The 15,408-nt window shown below is 68.9% G+C and carries 16 protein-coding genes; 4 read left to right on the forward strand and 12 right to left on the reverse strand.

Annotation, left to right across the window (positions count from 1 at the left end):
* Positions 1-20: 20 nt before the first annotated feature.
* The 6 genes from FH610_RS02330 to FH610_RS02360 form a co-directional block, all read right to left on the reverse strand.
* A complete protein-coding gene (locus FH610_RS02330; RefSeq protein WP_139572516.1) occupies positions 21-1,895 on the reverse strand; it encodes a glycoside hydrolase family 15 protein in 1,875 nt (624 codons plus the stop codon).
* Positions 1,895-2,371 carry a YkgB family protein gene (locus FH610_RS02335; RefSeq protein ID WP_139572517.1) on the reverse strand — a complete coding sequence of 159 codons (477 nt, stop codon included), beginning with the start codon at positions 2,369-2,371 and terminating at the stop codon, positions 1,895-1,897. Before FH610_RS02335 ends, FH610_RS02330 begins: the two co-directional genes overlap by 1 nt.
* 300 nt (positions 2,372-2,671) lie before the next feature.
* On the reverse strand, positions 2,672-4,348 hold the full coding sequence (locus tag FH610_RS02340; RefSeq protein ID WP_139572518.1) for an ATP-binding protein: 1,677 nt from the start codon (positions 4,346-4,348) through the stop codon (positions 2,672-2,674).
* A gap of 23 nt (positions 4,349-4,371) precedes the next feature.
* Complete coding sequence (locus tag FH610_RS02345; protein WP_139572519.1) at positions 4,372-5,289, reverse strand: NADP-dependent oxidoreductase; 918 nt, start codon at positions 5,287-5,289, stop codon at positions 4,372-4,374.
* Positions 5,290-5,498: 209 nt separating this feature from the next.
* The gene (sigJ, locus tag FH610_RS02355; protein WP_139572520.1) at positions 5,499-6,389 is read right to left on the reverse strand and encodes an RNA polymerase sigma factor SigJ; all 891 of its coding nucleotides are present in this window, start codon (positions 6,387-6,389) and stop codon (positions 5,499-5,501) included.
* A 202-nt stretch (positions 6,390-6,591) separates the two neighbouring features.
* On the reverse strand, positions 6,592-7,518 hold the full coding sequence (locus FH610_RS02360; protein ID WP_139572521.1) for an AraC family transcriptional regulator: 927 nt from the start codon (positions 7,516-7,518) through the stop codon (positions 6,592-6,594).
* 141 nt (positions 7,519-7,659) lie between these two features.
* Here FH610_RS02360 and FH610_RS02365 point away from each other — a divergent pair, with 141 nt between their 5' ends.
* Complete coding sequence (locus FH610_RS02365; protein ID WP_139572522.1) at positions 7,660-8,712, forward strand: saccharopine dehydrogenase family protein; 1,053 nt, start codon at positions 7,660-7,662, stop codon at positions 8,710-8,712.
* Between the two features lie 69 nt (positions 8,713-8,781).
* Here the strand turns inward: FH610_RS02365 and FH610_RS43500 are convergent, their stop codons facing one another.
* Positions 8,782-9,042 (reverse strand): helix-turn-helix domain-containing protein, encoded by a 261-nt coding sequence (locus tag FH610_RS43500; protein ID WP_240808702.1) that lies wholly within the window; start codon positions 9,040-9,042, stop codon positions 8,782-8,784.
* Here FH610_RS43500 and FH610_RS44175 point away from each other — a divergent pair.
* Complete coding sequence (locus FH610_RS44175) at positions 8,933-9,226, forward strand: hypothetical protein (RefSeq protein WP_240808726.1); 294 nt, start codon at positions 8,933-8,935, stop codon at positions 9,224-9,226. The two genes, FH610_RS43500 and FH610_RS44175, sit on opposite strands and share 110 nt — an antisense overlap.
* Before the next feature lie 127 nt (positions 9,227-9,353).
* Here FH610_RS44175 and FH610_RS02380 read toward each other — a convergent pair whose 3' ends face one another.
* The gene (locus FH610_RS02380) at positions 9,354-9,785 is read right to left on the reverse strand and encodes a helix-turn-helix domain-containing protein (protein WP_139572523.1); all 432 of its coding nucleotides are present in this window, start codon (positions 9,783-9,785) and stop codon (positions 9,354-9,356) included.
* A gap of 131 nt (positions 9,786-9,916) precedes the next feature.
* Between FH610_RS02380 and FH610_RS02385 the strand changes: the two genes are divergently transcribed.
* Positions 9,917-10,096, forward strand: coding sequence for a hypothetical protein (locus FH610_RS02385; protein ID WP_139572524.1), 180 nt, complete (start codon positions 9,917-9,919; stop codon positions 10,094-10,096).
* Positions 10,097-10,111: 15 nt separating this feature from the next.
* Here the strand turns inward: FH610_RS02385 and FH610_RS02390 are convergent, their stop codons facing one another.
* From FH610_RS02390 to FH610_RS02405, 4 genes are all read right to left on the reverse strand, one after another.
* Positions 10,112-11,029, reverse strand: a complete 918-nt coding sequence (locus FH610_RS02390; protein WP_139572525.1) for a TIGR03620 family F420-dependent LLM class oxidoreductase — start codon at positions 11,027-11,029, stop codon at positions 10,112-10,114.
* Between the two features lie 101 nt (positions 11,030-11,130).
* On the reverse strand, positions 11,131-11,463 hold the full coding sequence (locus FH610_RS02395) for an ArsR/SmtB family transcription factor (protein ID WP_139572526.1): 333 nt from the start codon (positions 11,461-11,463) through the stop codon (positions 11,131-11,133).
* Between the two features lie 58 nt (positions 11,464-11,521).
* Positions 11,522-12,724: a L,D-transpeptidase gene (locus tag FH610_RS02400; RefSeq protein WP_240808703.1), complete on the reverse strand. Its 1,203-nt coding sequence runs from the start codon at positions 12,722-12,724 to the stop codon at positions 11,522-11,524.
* A gap of 139 nt (positions 12,725-12,863) precedes the next feature.
* A complete protein-coding gene (locus FH610_RS02405) occupies positions 12,864-13,958 on the reverse strand; it encodes a cytochrome P450 (protein WP_139572527.1) in 1,095 nt (364 codons plus the stop codon).
* 318 nt (positions 13,959-14,276) lie between these two features.
* On the opposite strand from FH610_RS02405, the gene FH610_RS02410 reads away from it, so the two are divergent.
* Positions 14,277-15,371 (forward strand): hypothetical protein, encoded by a 1,095-nt coding sequence (locus tag FH610_RS02410; RefSeq protein WP_139572528.1) that lies wholly within the window; start codon positions 14,277-14,279, stop codon positions 15,369-15,371.
* The last annotated feature ends 37 nt before the right edge of the window (positions 15,372-15,408 follow it).

Raw genomic sequence — 15,408 nt, forward strand, 5'->3', positions numbered from 1 at the left:
CGGCGAACTCGGCGGTGACCTCACGCCATCCGACCATCGCCGTTCCCGCTGCCCGCGCCGGTCGCCCCGCCGGCCCGTGCGGTTCGTTCGGCCTCGTCGATGGCCCAGGCGGCGTTGATGAGCCCGATGTGGCTGAACGCCTGCGGGAAGTTGCCGAGCAGCTCGCCGCTCCCGGGGTCGACCTCCTCCGACAGCAGGCCCACGTCGTTGGCGTACGCGGCGGCTCGCTCGAATGCCTCCCTGGCCCGGCCGACCTGCCCGGACATGGCGAGGGCCTGCGCCAGCCAGAACGAGCACAGCAGGAAGGTGCCCTCCTCCCCGGCGAGGCCGTCGAGGCCGTCCGCGGTGCGGTAGCGGTAGACCAGGCCCTGGTCGTCGGTGAGCCGGTCCGCGACCGCGTCGATCGTGGCCAGCACCCGCGGGTCGCCGGCGGGCAGGAAGCCGGTGATCGGCACCATGAGGGCGCTGGCGTCCAGCTCGTCGGAACCGAAGGCCTGCGTGAACGCCCCCACCCGGTCGTTCCAGCCCTCGCGCAGCAGAGTGTCGCGGATCTCGGCGCGGGTCCGCCGCCAGGAGTCCATACGATCCTGGGCCCGTAGGAGGCCGGCGAGGGCGATGCCGCGGTCCAGCGCCACCCAGCACATGAGCTTGGAGTACAGGAAGTCGCGTGGCTCTCCGCGTATCTCCCAGATGCCCTGGTCCTTCTCCATCCAGCGCTCGGCCGCGGTGTCGGCACAGGCGACGAGGAAGCGCCGGACGTCGTCGTCGATGTCGCAGATCTGGTGTTCGAGGCGCACGGCCGCATCGAGCAGCTCGCCGTACACGTCGATCTGCCGCTGGTTCCACGCGTCGTTTCCGACGCGTACAGGCCGGCTGCCGCGCCAGCCGCGCAGGTGCGGAAGGGTGCGCTCGCTCAGGTCGTGCTCGCCGCGGACGCCGAACATGATCTGCAGCGCACGGTCCCTGTCCAGAGATGGGGCCGCGGTGGTGAGGAAGGCGAAGAAGTCGCTCGCCTCGTCGGGGCAGGCCGCGACCCACAGGGCGCCCATGGTCAGGGACGCGTCCCGTACCCACGTGTACCGGTAGTCCCAGTTGCGCCCGCCACCGGCCCATTCGGGCAGCGATGTCGTGGCGGCCGCGACGATCGCACCGCTGGGCTGGAAGGACAGCGCCTGCAGCACCCGCCCACTGTGGTGCACCAGGTCACACCACGGGCCGTCATAGGCCTGGTGGAGGCTGGACCACGACTGCCAGGCGACGATCGTGTCGTCCAGCCGGGCCGCCAGTTCCGCCTGGTCCCACACCCGCGCGGGAGTCTCCTGCAGCGTCGAGCAGTGCATCCCGAAGTGCCGTGTCTCGCCCTCTCGCACCGTGAACACGCCGTATCCGCTGCAGTCGCCGATGCCGAGGGGGACCGGCGTGGTCAGCACGAGCCAGTCGGCGCCGCCGCGGGCGGTCACGCCGCCGTCGACGACGGACAGGATCGGGTAGATCAGGCCGTACTCCGGCCGGGGCCGGTACTCGATCTCCATCGGCACCTCGCCGCCGAGGCCGGACACCCGTCGGGCGAGCAGGTGCGGCACACCGACGCCGAGCCGGTGGCCGCCGTCGTCCGGTCCGGTGAGCAGGGCGTCGGTGAGAACGACCGTGCCGCTCCCGGTGCGGAAGGTGGTCTCCAGCACCATCGTCTGCGGTAGGTAGCGGCGCGTGGTCTCGTACGGGACGGCCGGGCGGATCGCCCAGTGCCCGGCCTCGTCGTCCAGCAGGCGGGCGAAGACGGACGGCCCGTCGAACCGGGGGAAGCAGAGCCACTCGGCCGATCCGTCCCGGCTGATGAGGCCAGCGGAATGGCGGTCGGACACCAACGCGAGGTCGGCGATGGGTGTGGTGCTCATCAGCGCGCAATACCCGGGCGCTCCGCGGCTTGCAGGGCGTCCGCGGCCGTCAGCAAGGAGGCTCCAAGAAGCACGACGTCCTTCATCAGGAACTGCCCCGCGAGAGACAGCTTCGGTTCCCCGCGTGTCTGTTGCCACGCCTCGGGCGTCGTAGCCAGGAAGCTGAGGGTGGTGGCGAACATGCCGACGGCGGCGAGGCTGCCGAGGGCTGACGCTCGCGGCGCAATCGGTTTCGCTCCGATCAGCGAGCCCAGAACGATTTCAGTGACGCCGAGTAATTTAGCGACCTTCTTCTCCCCCAATCTGGCGATAAGCCACGCGAGCGGAGGGCTTGAAGTTACGAGGGGGCGAATATTCTCTACCTCGTAGTCTTCGAATTTTATTCGCCCGATCTCCAGAAGGTTGACCACAAGTCCATACCGAATGGTCGAAATCCCCGCACTATGCACTATTTTTCCGATGCGGTGTATTTCCATGAGATCCTCGCCTACCGCGTCGGCTATATCGCTCGGTGTAGGACTCGAAAAATCAGCCAACGCTAAGCATCAGGTCACGCTTCACCATCGGTTCGAGGCCACCGCCGAGCACTGCCACGTGGTCGGCGACGACCACGCGGACGACCACGCGGCTGGGCCGTGTCCGCGGCGCCGCCCACTACGCTACCTCTCCTCGGCTTCGTCGCCGGACGGTGCTCGGCGCGGATTCGGTGACGGCGTCGCTATGAGCCAACAGGTACAGCCAGCCGACCAACCTGTGAATGCGGCTCTTGGTGCGCGTCAGGCGCCTTCCTCCCCTGCCGTTGCGGGACCTTCACTGATGAGCGGCAGCCACAGCACGAACCTGGCCCCACGTGGCGAGTCCTCGACCGTGAGGGTGCCGTGGTGGGTATGCGCGATGTCGCGTGAGATGGCCAGGCCGAGCCCGCTGCCTCCGGGCTCCTTGCGCCGGCCGTCGTCCAGTCGGACGAAGGGCTCGAAGACGCGCTCCCGGTCCTGCGGCGCGATTCCGGCACCGTCGTCCTGCACGGTGATGACGGCCGAGCCCGCCGCTCGTCGCACGGTGACCTCGACCGTTGTGCCGGCATGCCGCCGGGCGTTGACCAGGAGGTTGTCGATGACCCGGATCAGCTGGATCCGATTGCCTAGAACGTTCACATCGCGGTCGGCTTCGACGTGGACCGGGACGCCGCCCGCCAGAGCCGCCGCCTCGTCCGTCACCAGCGCGCCGACGTCGATCGGCTCGTACGCGGCTGGGTCGCCGCCGCGGAGCCGAGCCAGGACCAGCAGGTCGTCGACGATCTTTTTCAAACGATCGGTGACCGTCAGGGCCTCCCTGATGGTCTCGTGCGGGTCGACGTCGGCGGGGTAGAGCACCGCCTCGTCTAACCGGGCGCAAAGGCTCGCGAGCGGCGTTCTGAGCTCGTGCGATGTGGTGGAGGCGAACCGGCGCTGCTCCTCGCACATGTCCGCGTTGTCCACGGCGAGCCCGGCCCGGCTGGCGATGTCGCTGATAAGGGACAGATCGGCCGAGTCGTACACCGGGGAGGTCTCGTACCGGGCCAGGGTGAGCGCACCCAGCACCCGGTGCGGCGTTCGCAGCGGCGCGAGGATGACCGAATGGGCGCCCAACTCCTCGTACGGCCGCCGCCGCCGGACGCTGGGCTCCTTCTTCGGGTCAATTCGCTCGGCCAGATCCTCAGGGCCTAACAGCACCGCGGGGCCGCCACGCAGCACTCGCGCCATCGGCGCCTGGGAGGTCTCCGGAAACGCCGGAAGCGGCCCCTCCAACTGCTTGCACTTGACACCGCTCCGGCCCTGCTTGACCACGACCGCCACCCTGTCCACCCCGTTGCCGCTGGGACTGAGCAGGTCGATCATCGCCCAGTCGGCCAGCCGGGGCACCAGCAGACGGGACAGCCGCCGCAGCGCCTCATCCACCTTCAGCGTGGAGGCCAGCACGGTGCTGGTCTCGGCCACCAGTGACAACCGGTCGGTCAGCTTTCCCAGTGCCGCAAGGGCGGCCGCCTGCTTGTGTTCCACGGCCTTGTGCCGCCACAGGTCGTAGAACAGGACCACCGAGCCCATGTCCTCCTCCCCGCCCATCGGGAGCGGAGCCACCATCACGCCCAAGGGGACCAGGCCGCCGGATCCGCGAGTGAACCATGACTCCTCGCTGCGGACGTACACCCCCTCGGAAAACGCGCCCGAAATCTGGCAGTCCTCCCGGGGGATCGGGCTTCCGTCGGCGTTGCGGTGCAGCAAGTCGTGGGAGTCGGCCCCGATCCACTGCCGTGCGGGACGATCGAGCAGCCTCTCGGCATACGGATTGACCATGAGGATCTTCCCCGTATGGTCGACCACGTAGAGACCCACGCGCAGGCCGTGGAACAAGACTCTGACGAGTTCTTCGCTGAACCCGTACCTCGCCCACCCCTCCAGGTCGCCGGCTGTCATGGCGGTTCCCCTCGCCCTGAGTCTCACGGACGAACGCGGATGATCGTCTTCCCCTTGATCCGCTCGGTCGGATTCAAGGCGGCGACGGCATCGTCGAGGGTTGCGATGTTGCCGATGTTCGTCCGCAGCCGTCCGTCACGCACCCGCCGGACGATCTCACCCAGTTGGGCACGATCGGCCTCGACAACGAAGTCGACCGCCAGGCCGTCCGCAGGCCGCGCCTCGGGCGGCCCGACGATGGACACCAGCGTTCCTCCGGCCCGAACCAGACCCGCGGACCGCTTCTGGATGTCGCCGCCGATGACATCGAAAACCAGATCGACGCCGCCGACGTCTTCCAGAGCGTCGTTCTCAAGGTCGACGAACTCCATCGCGCCGAAGTCGAGCGTCTTCTGACGGTCGGCAGCGCGTCCGGTGCCGATGACGTACGCACCGAACTCACGTGCGAGCTGCGTCACCATCGACCCGACTGCGCCGGCCGCGCCGTGCACGAGCACGCTCTGCCCCGCCTGGAGGCGGCCGTGCTCGAACAGTCCCTGCCACGCGGTCAGCCCCGAAATCGGCAGGCTCGCGCCCACCGTGAAGTCGACGTCGCCCGGGAGCGGCGCGAGGTTGCGTGCCTCGACGGCCACATACTCCGCCAGGGTGCCGTCGCGATGCCAGTCCGTGAGGCCGAACACCCGTTGTCCCACCGACAGCCCCGTCGTGCCATATCCGAGCGCGGTGACCAATCCGGCCAGCTCGTGCCCAGGGATCGACGGTGTTCGGTCACGGTCGCGGCGATCGGTCCAGGTCGAAGGCCACGCCATCTCCGTCGGGACGAATCCCGACGCATGAACCTCAACGACGACGTCGTTTATCGCTGCCGGCGGCTCGGGCCGCTCCATCAGCGTCATCCCGGCCGTTCCCGCAGCCTGGTCTGTCACCACGATCGCTTTCATGGGATTTGTCTCCTCGGAGATTTGTCTCTTTAGTGCATTGATGGGCGCGTACGAACTCCATCGCGCCGAAGTCGAGCGTCTTCTGACGGTCGACGGCGCGTCCGGTGGCGATGACGTACGCGCCGAACTCACGCGCGAGCCGCGTTCGTTCGTCTGTCCCGTTTGGGTTCTCATCAGGGAGACGAGGTGGCCCCTCGAGTTGTGACAGCTCAGACGTGAGAAAGTTTGTCCGGGTTGATGACCCTGCGGTACGCGGTGATCAGACCGTCTGTGATCTGCAGCGTGTCCACGGAGTAGACACGGCCCTCCCGGTGGCACACCAGAGCGAGCTCGCCGCCGACCTCGACGAGGTCGATGCGGTCCGGACGCCACCGGCGGCCCACGCGCACCATCACCTCAGCCACGCGTTCACCACCGTAGACGGGCTTGCGCATCGCGGCGACCTTGCCGCCGCCATCGGTGACGTAGACGGCGTCGGGGTGCAGCAGCCTGACCAGGCCGGCCAGATCCCCGGCCTCGTAGGCGGCGCGAAAGGCCGCCAGCACACGTTCACGCTCCGCCCTCGACGCCTGCGGCGAAGACTGCTTCGCGTTGGTCACCCGCCGCCGCGCCCGCGAGGCCAACTGCCGGGCATTCGGCACGGAGACATCCAGCACTTCGGCGATCCGGACGAACTCGAGGCCGAAGACATCGTGCAGGACGAAGGCCACCCGCTCCAGCGGGCTCAACTCCTCCATGATCAGGAGCATCGCCGAGCCGACGGACTCATCGACGAGGACCGGCTCGGACGCGTCCGGCCCCGTCAGCAGCGGTTCCGGCAGCCACGGCCCGACATAGGTCTCCCGGCGGAAACGGGCACTTTTGAGAATGTCGTACGACCGCCGTGCGGCCACCGTCACCAGCCAGGCCCGCAGATCATCGATGTCCTGCAGATCTGTTCCGGCCGCCCGCAGCCACACGTCCTGGGTCACGTCCTCGGCATCGGCCACACTGCCCAGCAGCCGGTAGGCCACGCCGAAAACAGCGGGCCGGTGCCCCTCCCATTCGGTTCCGAGCGTGTCCTCGAGCTCAGACCGTCCAGTCGCGTTCTCGTTGGCCATACCGATCGCGACCTCCCCCAGCTTGCGGATCCAGCGTAGTCATCCGAGCTGGGAACCTACGCAGAGCCCCGGATGCGAGCAGCGCGCACGCTCACACCGACGACGCGTCGTAGTTCAATCGACAGTGCGGTGTCTCGGGGTGCCGTTAACCAACGTGTCATAGGCCGCCAGACCTCGAAGATCCCGACGCGGGTGTTGTGCTTCAGCCGACGTGGTGCCGGTAACTGCCGGGCGGTGACCCGTACTGGCGTTTGAAGGCATGGGTGAAGGTGTACTGCGAGCTGTAGCCGACCTGTTGGGCGATCGTGTTGACGGGGGCGTCGGAGGTGCGCAGGAGCCGGGCGGCGGTGGTCATCCGCCACCATGTCAGGTAGGTGAGCGGTGGCTGGCCGACCAGATGGGTGAATCGCCGGGCGAAGGCGGCGCGGGACAGGCGTGCCTGCGCGCCCAACTCCTCGACGGTCCATTGCCGGCTGGGGTCCTCATGGATGGCGCGGAGGGCGGTGGCGACGGCGGGGTCGTGCAGGGCCGCGGCCCAGCCGGTGGCGGAGTGGCCGGAGACGCGCTGTTGTTCGAACCACGCGCGCAGGATGTAGAGCAGGAGAAGATCCAGCAGGGTGAGCAGGATCGTGTCGGAGCCTGGGCGGGCGTCGTTGTCCAGTTCCACGCCGAGGAGTTCGATCGCGGCGCGGAGTTCCCTGTGGCGCCCTACCCGCGTCGGCAGGTGGATGACATCGGGCAGGTCGTTCAGGAGCGGATGCGGCCCGGAGCCGTCCAGGAGGTAGGCGCCGCAGAGCATGACCACCGTCGGCGGCCGCTCGGCTGACGTTTCGTCGTTGCGGTCACCATGGACTCCGGTGAGCGTTGTGGGCGGCTCGCTTGCCGGGGTGGACGGGTCGTCGGCCAGACCGTGTGCGGATCCGCGCGGCAGGAACGCCACGTCGCCCGGCCCGAGCACGATCGGCTCACCCTGCGACGGGAGAAGCCAGCACGTTCCCTGGAGAACGATGTGGAACCCGGCGGCCGGCACCGGCGGAAACCGCTCGGCGAAGGGAGCGGACTTGGTCACCCGGCCCGAGTGGGGTCGACCGGTCCGCGCCGCACTCACCACATCAGACAGAACATCCACGCAGCCAGTGTAACTAGCGATGACCTCGGCGAAGACGATGACGCAAACTCTAAAGCGCATCACGCATTCAATCGTCTTGTGTCGGCTCCTTACTGTGCTGCGTGCTGAGCAACCGCGCAGCTCCCATCGTGAGGAGACGACATGAAGATCGCCGTTTATGGCGCGAGTGGATACCAGGGAAAGCTCGTGCTCACCGAACTGGCACGACGCGACATCGAGACGGTCCTGGCCGGACGTGATCTCGCGCGCCTGGAGGAGGCCGCCTTGGCGGCCGGTCTCCCCGACGCGGAACGACGCGTGGCCGACACGAGCGACCATGAGGCGCTGGTGCGCGCGTTCCGCGGCTGCGACGGCGTCATCAACTGCGCCGGGCCCTTCACCTCCTCAGGTGAAGCCGTGGTCCGCGCCGCGATCGCCGCCGGCTGTCACTACGTCGACACCTCAGGCGAGCAGCTCTACATCAAGAAAATCTTCGACACCTTCACCACGGAGGCGGAGAACGCCGGGGTCACCGTAGTACCCGCCGCCAACGACGGCTGCGTCCCGGTAGACCTCATGGCCCACATCCTGGCCGACCACCTTGAATCGGTCGAAGAGCTCATAGTCACCCACGTGATCGTCGGGGGCGGCGGCATGTCGCGCGGCTCGCTGCGCTCGCTGGTCGAAACGATCGACGCCATCAAGGCGGGAGGCATGACCTACGACAACGGCGACTGGCGCCCCGGCATGCCCGCCCGCCACACTGCGATCAGGCTGCCGGGACAGTCGGAGGCAACCCCGGTGATGGCCTTCCCTGCGCCGGAGGTGGTGACCATTCCCCGTCACATCCACGTCCGGCATGTCCAGGGCCTGACCGAGGCCGCGTTGGGCGACCGGCTGAACACCCCGCTCACACCGGAGATCATCGAAAGCCTGCCGGAAGGACCCGATGAGGCCAGCCGCCGCACCCAGCACTTCACCTACGTGCTCGACGCCACCAGTATCGACGGCCGCCGCGCCCGCGGCATCGTCCAGGGCCCCGACACTTACGGCACGACCGCAGTGATCGCTGTCGAAAGCGCCCGCCGTCTCATCGCTGACCCCGCCAAACCGGGAGTACTCGCACCCGCCCAGGCCTATCACCCGACCGCCTTCCTCGACTTCCTCATCCCACATGGGATCCAGTGGATCACCGAGGACGCGCCGGCAACCTGACAAGGAGCCTTCTCCGGTAACGATCAGCTACGGTCTGTGATCGTCTGGACGGCACGCTGCGTAGACAGGTCAGCGCAGGTCAACGGGTTGAGGATCAGTGGGTGGGCTGAGCTCGGCGCGTGGTTCGGGTACGTCGGTCTGGAGCTGGCGGTCGCCGCCGGGCTTCACTTCGGGGACGTACTTGTAGATGGTGGAGCGGCTGACGCCCAGGAGCCGGGCGATGGAGGAGACGGTGGCGGTCCGGCCCCTGCAACGGCCCGCGCACTCGGCTTCGGAGCCGTTGGCGGACTCGTCCGCGGGGCGCCACAAGGCATTCGCGATGTGTGACACAGAACTTCAATTACTTGTCACACCGACAGTCTGCGGGTCGTGTCAGTCCAGCTCGGCATTCAACGCCGCGACCTGGAACCGGCACCTGGAGGAAATCCTCACCCTCAACGTCGAGGACCTCGATCTGGAGTTCCGCCGCGCCCGCGTCGTCTCCAAGGGCGGCGCCGTCGAGTACGTTCACTGAGCCACCCCCACCGCCCGCATCACCGCCGAAGCAGACCCCGCCCGGCGCCGCCGCATCCGGACGCGGCCCGCGCCCCGGACTCACCGGCACGACCGCGCGGCGACCATCCCCTCCGGCCGGGCGGCGGTCAGGCCGGCTCCTTAACCAGGGTGGAGACCAGCCGGAACACCTCGGCGGTGTCGGCCACGCCGCCCACGATGATGATTTTCATGCTGGCCCTCTCCTCGTCGTAGATCGTCTCGACGCGCAGGGGCCTCTCGGCGGGGCGGCGGCTCACGGCGGCGGCCACCAGCGTGTTGCCCAGGCTCATCATCTCCTCGGGGGAGATGGCGTCGATCTGCACGATGCTCGACGCCTCCATATGACGCCGCCCGGCGGTCTCGGCGGCCGGCTCGGCGGCACCGCCCATGAACGCCTCCAGGTCCTCACGGGCGATCCGGTACTGCTTGCCGATGCGCACCGCCTTGAGCCGCCCGTCGCGCACGTAGTTGCGCACGGTCTTCACGTGCAGGCCCAGCAGGTTCGCCACCTGCTCCACCGAGTACGGCTGCTGCGGCATCCCGCTCCCCTCCGATCAGCTCTCCAACACACCCTATATATCCGTCTCGAAGGGAATGTTGGGGAGGCGTGAGGGATTGTGGCGGCCACGGTCGTCAGAGGACCGAGCGGCGCGGGCAGTAGTCTGCGTGCATGTTCCATCGCAAACCCATCGAAGAGCGCATCGCCGAGCGCGTCGCCAAGCGGCCTCCGCTGAAGGAGGGCAAGCACTTCGAGCACCGCCCCGCGCTGATCGTGTTCTGCGTGATCATCGCGCTCGTCGCGCTGAAGATCCTGGGCGCCTTCGCCCTCATGAAGTGGGGCGTCCAGTAGGACCGCGGCCTCCCCTCATGTCGTGGGCCGGACGCTCGCGCCCTGGTACGCGTCACAGGGCAGCAGCGCGTCGCCGAGCATCCGCCAGTACGGCATCGCGGACCGCCCCGGCTCGATCCCGATGACCTGGATCGCGACGTGGTCGGCGCCGGCGTCGAGGTGGGCGCGGAGCTTGGCCACGATGGTGTCGAGGTCGCCCCAGAACACCAGGTCGTCGACGAGGCGGTCGCTGCCGCCGCCCGTGATCTCCTCGTCCGTGTAGCCCAGCCGCCGGAACTTCGCGATGTTGTACGGCGTGTTCAGGTAGGGGTGGAGGTGCTCGCGCGCGACCGCACGGGCCCTGGCGGGGTCGGACTCGAACAGCACCGCGTGCTCGACGCCCAGGAACGCGTCCGGCCCGAGGATCTCCCGCGCTCGTGCGGTGTGCGCCACGGTGACGTGATAGGTGAGGGCGCCGGAGGAGCGGTCACGGGCCAACTCGAGCATCTTGGGCCCGTACGCGGCGAGGATGCGGCGCATCGACGTCCGCGGCAGCGGGTTGGACGTCTTCAGCCCGTCCATCTCGTCGAGGTATCCGGCCATCGCCGCCAGCGGCGTGATCCCCGGCCGCGGCACGCCGCCGAATCCCAGGCCGAACACGTGCCGCCCGGGGTAGGCGTCGGCCAGGAGCAGCGCGGCGCCGTACGCCCAGGGGGCTTCGCGCGACCAGATCTGTGCGATGCCGTTGACGACGGTGATGCGCCGCGTGCAGGAAAGCAGGTAGCCGGCGTGCGTGAACGCCTCACGCCCCGCCAGCTCGGGGATCCAGAACGCCGGCCATCCCCGATCCTCCAGCTCCTGTATCGACTCGCGCATCCGCGCGGCCGGCTGGTGCTCGAAGTCGAAGGTGTAGATCCCGAACCTGCCCAGATCCAGGCCGTCGAGGTCGCCCATCAATGATCTCCTCGCGCTCGTCTCCGCTCAGTACATATCGAAGTATCGCAGATTATCTATATGAGCGCCAACGGACTCGTCCGTCGTGCGACGTCGTGGTTCTAGAGCGTCTCCCCCAGGGTGGCGACGAGCCGGGCGATGCGCTGCTCGTCGCGCTTGTAGTGGGTCCACTTGCCCACCCGTGTGGCCTTCACCAGGCCCGCCCGTTGCAGCTCGGCCATGTACGCCGACACCGTCGACTGGGCGAGCCCCGCCCTGGCCTGGATGTGGCTCACACACACGCCGACCTCGGCCGGATCGGCGATCGCCTCCTCCAGCGGGAAGTGACGCTCGGGCTCACGCAGCCACATCAGCAGCTGCAACCGCACCGGGTTCGACAGCGCACGCAACGCGTCGACCAGCCCGGGATCCGGTGAGGTCGCAGTCTCCGCCATGAGCCCAGGCTACAGCTCCCCCGCCGATGTTTCGGAATTCTTCGATGTGATCGAGGAATCACGATTCCAGGGCGCTGCCCTGCCTCCACTTGCTGAACGGCATCTGCCAGAAGCCCCAGCCGTTGTTCCACTCCAGGATCCGGTTGGTGCCGACGATCTTGACGACGTCGCCCCGGTGGAAGTTGTCGTAGAACCACTTGGCCTGGGAGGGGCTGGCGTTGACGCACCCGTGGCTCACGTTGGCCCGGCCCTGCGAGCCGACCGACCAGGGCGCGCCGTGGACGTACTCGCCGCTGTTGGAGATGCGCACGGCGTGGTTGACGACCTCCTTGTAGTAGCCGGGGTCGCCCTCCTTCTTGCCCGGGGAGATCATCGTTACCGGGTTGCCGCGTTCCATGGTCAGGTGGACGCCGCTGGTGGTGGTGTACTCGCGGGTGGTCGCCTTGCCGGCGCTGATCTTCATGGTCTGCACGACCTTGCCGTCGCGCCGGACCACCATCATGTGGGTCCTGGTGCTGACCGAGCTGATCCAGGCCGCGCCGATCTTGATGGTCGTGCTGTGGTCCTCGATGCCGTAGGTGTTCGGCCCGGCCTTCACGCCCGTAAGGTGCGCGGTGAACTTCACCTTCTGGTGCGCGGGCCAGTACTTGGCGGTCCGGTAGATGACGTACTGGTCGTCGATCCATCGCCAGGCGCCCTTGACCGGCTTCTCCGCGTCCACCTCGAGGGCCTGCTCCACGGCGGCCTTGTCCTGCACCGGAGCGTTGAACCTCACCATGATCGGCATGCCGATGCCGACGGTCTCCCCCTTGATGCCAGGGGTGACGTCCACGACCTCCAGCCCGACCTTGGGCTTGAGCGTGGTGAAGCGGCTGGTCGCGGTCGCCGGGCCGCCCTTGCCGGTGGCCTTGGCCGACACCGTGTACTTGGCGGAGGGCTTGAGCGGTTCCTTGGAGGTCCACTTGGTGTGAGTGGAGTCGAACTCGCCCTCGACCGTCTCGTCGCCCGCCTGGACGGTGACCTCCTCCAGCTCGCCGTCGGCGGCCGTGACGACCACGGTCTTGTCGGGACGCACCTTCGCGCTGCCCGTCGCCGGGCTGATCGTGATCTTGGGGGCCGGGACGGCGGGCGCGGTGTCGCCGGAGTCTCCGCCCGCCGATCCTGGCGTGCCCGATCCGCCGGAACATGCCGACAGAGCCGCGGCCAGCGCCACGGCGACTCCGGCGATCGGCCACCTCGAACGACTTCCAGTGCTCAGCACAACTACTCCCCCATGAGCGCGAAGGGCACCATAAGACCTTATTCGGGGTTGCCTCTTATGTTGGCATTTTCTCCTGCGCTCAGGTCACATTTCGGTCGCTTATTCGGTGGACTCGTCTCTGTAGACGGTAAGGTGCGCGTCAAGGCTGATCAAGTGGCGAGTCAGCACCCGCTGTGACGAGGGCCTGCACGTCCGTGTACGACGGAAGGCCCGCGGGGATCTGTCCCGTTGTCTCGGCGCACTCGAGGTGGAGGCGGGCGGGCACGCGCAGGTTCGGCGACGGCTCGTACGGGATCTCGGGGTCGGCGAGGCGGTGCCCGAGAGCGGCCTCCACGACGCCCGCCGTCAAGGCGAGCGCGGTCCGCTCCCCCGGGCAGGGCCTGATCCCGCTGCCGAAACCCAGATGCCCGCCGCCCCCGCCGTGGCCCTGCCGGAAACGGGCAGGGTCGAAACGGTGCGGATCAGGGAAGACCTCGGGGTCCCTGTTGGCCGCCGCCAGGTCCAGCACGAGGACGGCCCCCGCGGGCACGGGGACTCCCCCGGCCGTGGCATCCTCGGCCGCCACCCGGCGCGTGAGCCGTACGGGCGGATCCCACCGCAGGGTCTCGGCGAGCAGCGCCTCGACCGGCCACTGCGCGGACAGGTCCGCGGGCAGGCGGGCCACGACGGCGAGGGTGTTGCCCACCAGGCCGGCGGTGGCGTCGCACGCCTGGATCAGCGCCCCCGCAACCGCGGCGAGCAGGCCGGGTTCGGGCTCCTCCCCTTGTCCCAGCGCCGCCGCCAGCACGCCCACCGCCGCGTCCCCCGCGGGCGCCGCACCGGGAGCGTGATACGCGGCGGCCATGGCCGTCACCGCGGCGACCACCTCCTCCCGCCGGTCCTCCGGGACGCCGAGCCGCGTGGCGAGGACACCGACCGGGACGCGGCGGGCGATCCTGGCCATCACGTCGACACGGGCACCGCCCGCCAGTTCGGCGCCGGTCCGCTCGCGGGCCTCGCGGCGCAGCCGTACGGGGTCGAGGGCGTCGAGCAACCCCATCACGCGCGCGCGACGGCGGGTGTGCTCGGCTCCGTTGCTGAACCTGCTGACCGCTCCCCGCAGCCACGCCATTCCCGTTCCCGGTTGCGCGGCGGGGGCGGCGGGGACGAGAAAGCGGGGATCGGTGAGCACGGCGCGCACGTCCGCGTGCCGGGTGAGCCGCCGGTCTTCTCCGGCGGGCGGATCTGCTGTCATCGGTGGGCGGGGGCGCGCGGAGGCGGCCCCCTTCCCCCCTTCCCTGGGTGGTCGTCGCCTCCCCGGCAGGCTAGGGCCGCGATCCTTCGGCACCGGTCGAACGATGAACGTTTCACGGCCGGGCTGGCGCCCGGCGGCCCGAGGGCATTTGGGCCTTCTCAACGATCGGCGCGCGGGTTATCACAGGGCGGGAGGGCGATTGTGATCCGCCGCCTCCCGAGAACGTTCCACGGCTCCACGATCGGGCACCACGCGCCGGGCCCACCCCGGCGTCGACATCTCGTACGCCCGCTGGGCACCACCGCGATGGAGGACGGCATGCGCCTGTTACGAACCGTGGTCACTCGATTACTGTTGTTGTGTGCGTTGGTCACCGCAGGCGCCGCCGCCGGCGCAGGGGCCGCGAACGCGGCGGTTCCCGACGTATGGGGGTTCGCCTACGTCGACGTCACCTCCGGGGTGCCGAACCTGGCCTACCAGGCGGGCAGCTGGGCGCCCGGGCCGACGGTCAGCGTCACGCCCGGCGGCTCCGGCGAGTACTTCGTGCGGTTCCCGAAGATCGGCATCGCCAAGGGCGGGATCGCGCACGTGACCGCGATCTCGCAGTCGGCCGAGTGGTGCCAGATCGAGAAGTGGGGGCCGGCCGGCTCCGACGAGATCGTGGCGGTGCGGTGCTACCGGTTCGGCGGAACCCCCGTCAACGCGCGCTTCTCGATCGTCTTCGCCAGCAGCAGCGGGGCGCTGGCCTCGGCGACGCAGGCGTACGGCTACGTCTACTGGGACGGCACGTCCATCGCCTCCGACTACAACTCCTCGCTCGGCGTGAACGCCGTCTTCCCCAACGCGACCGGCGACTGGACCGTCTGGCTGCCCGGGCTCGGCTCCGCCGTGCAGGCCGGGAACATCCAGGTCACCGCGGTCGACTCGAGCAAGCCGGCGCGGTGCAAGGTGGGCGCCTGGAGCTGGGCGGCGTCGGGGCAGAAGATCCAGGTGCTGTGCCACGATGTGGCCGACAAGCCGTACGACACCGGCTGGACCCTCACCTACCAGCGTGAGCGGGCGATCACCGGGGCCTTCGCGCCGCCGAAGCTGTTCGCCTACACCTTCGACAACACCCCGGCCAACCCCGGGCCGTACGCGCCGGCCCCCACCGGGATCAACTACAACTCCCAGAGCGGGGTCAACACTGTGCGGACGGCCGGGACCGGCATGCGCCTGGTGTACTTCCCCAGGGTCGGGGCGACGCCCAACAACGTGCAGGTGACGGCGTTCGGCCCAGGGCCGGAGTACTGCAACCTGCTCACGTTGTGGACGACCTCGGGTTCGGATGTCTACGTGCGTGACGTGGTCTGCTACAAGGGCACCACCCAGGTCGACCAGCCGTCGTTCGTGACCTACGTCTCCAAGTACTGACGCGGACCGGGGCGGGCGCGCCGGCCAGGACACGAAA

Origin of the sequence: Microbispora catharanthi (genome assembly GCF_006334915.2) — a bacterium.
GTDB lineage: Bacteria > Actinomycetota > Actinomycetes > Streptosporangiales > Streptosporangiaceae > Microbispora > Microbispora catharanthi.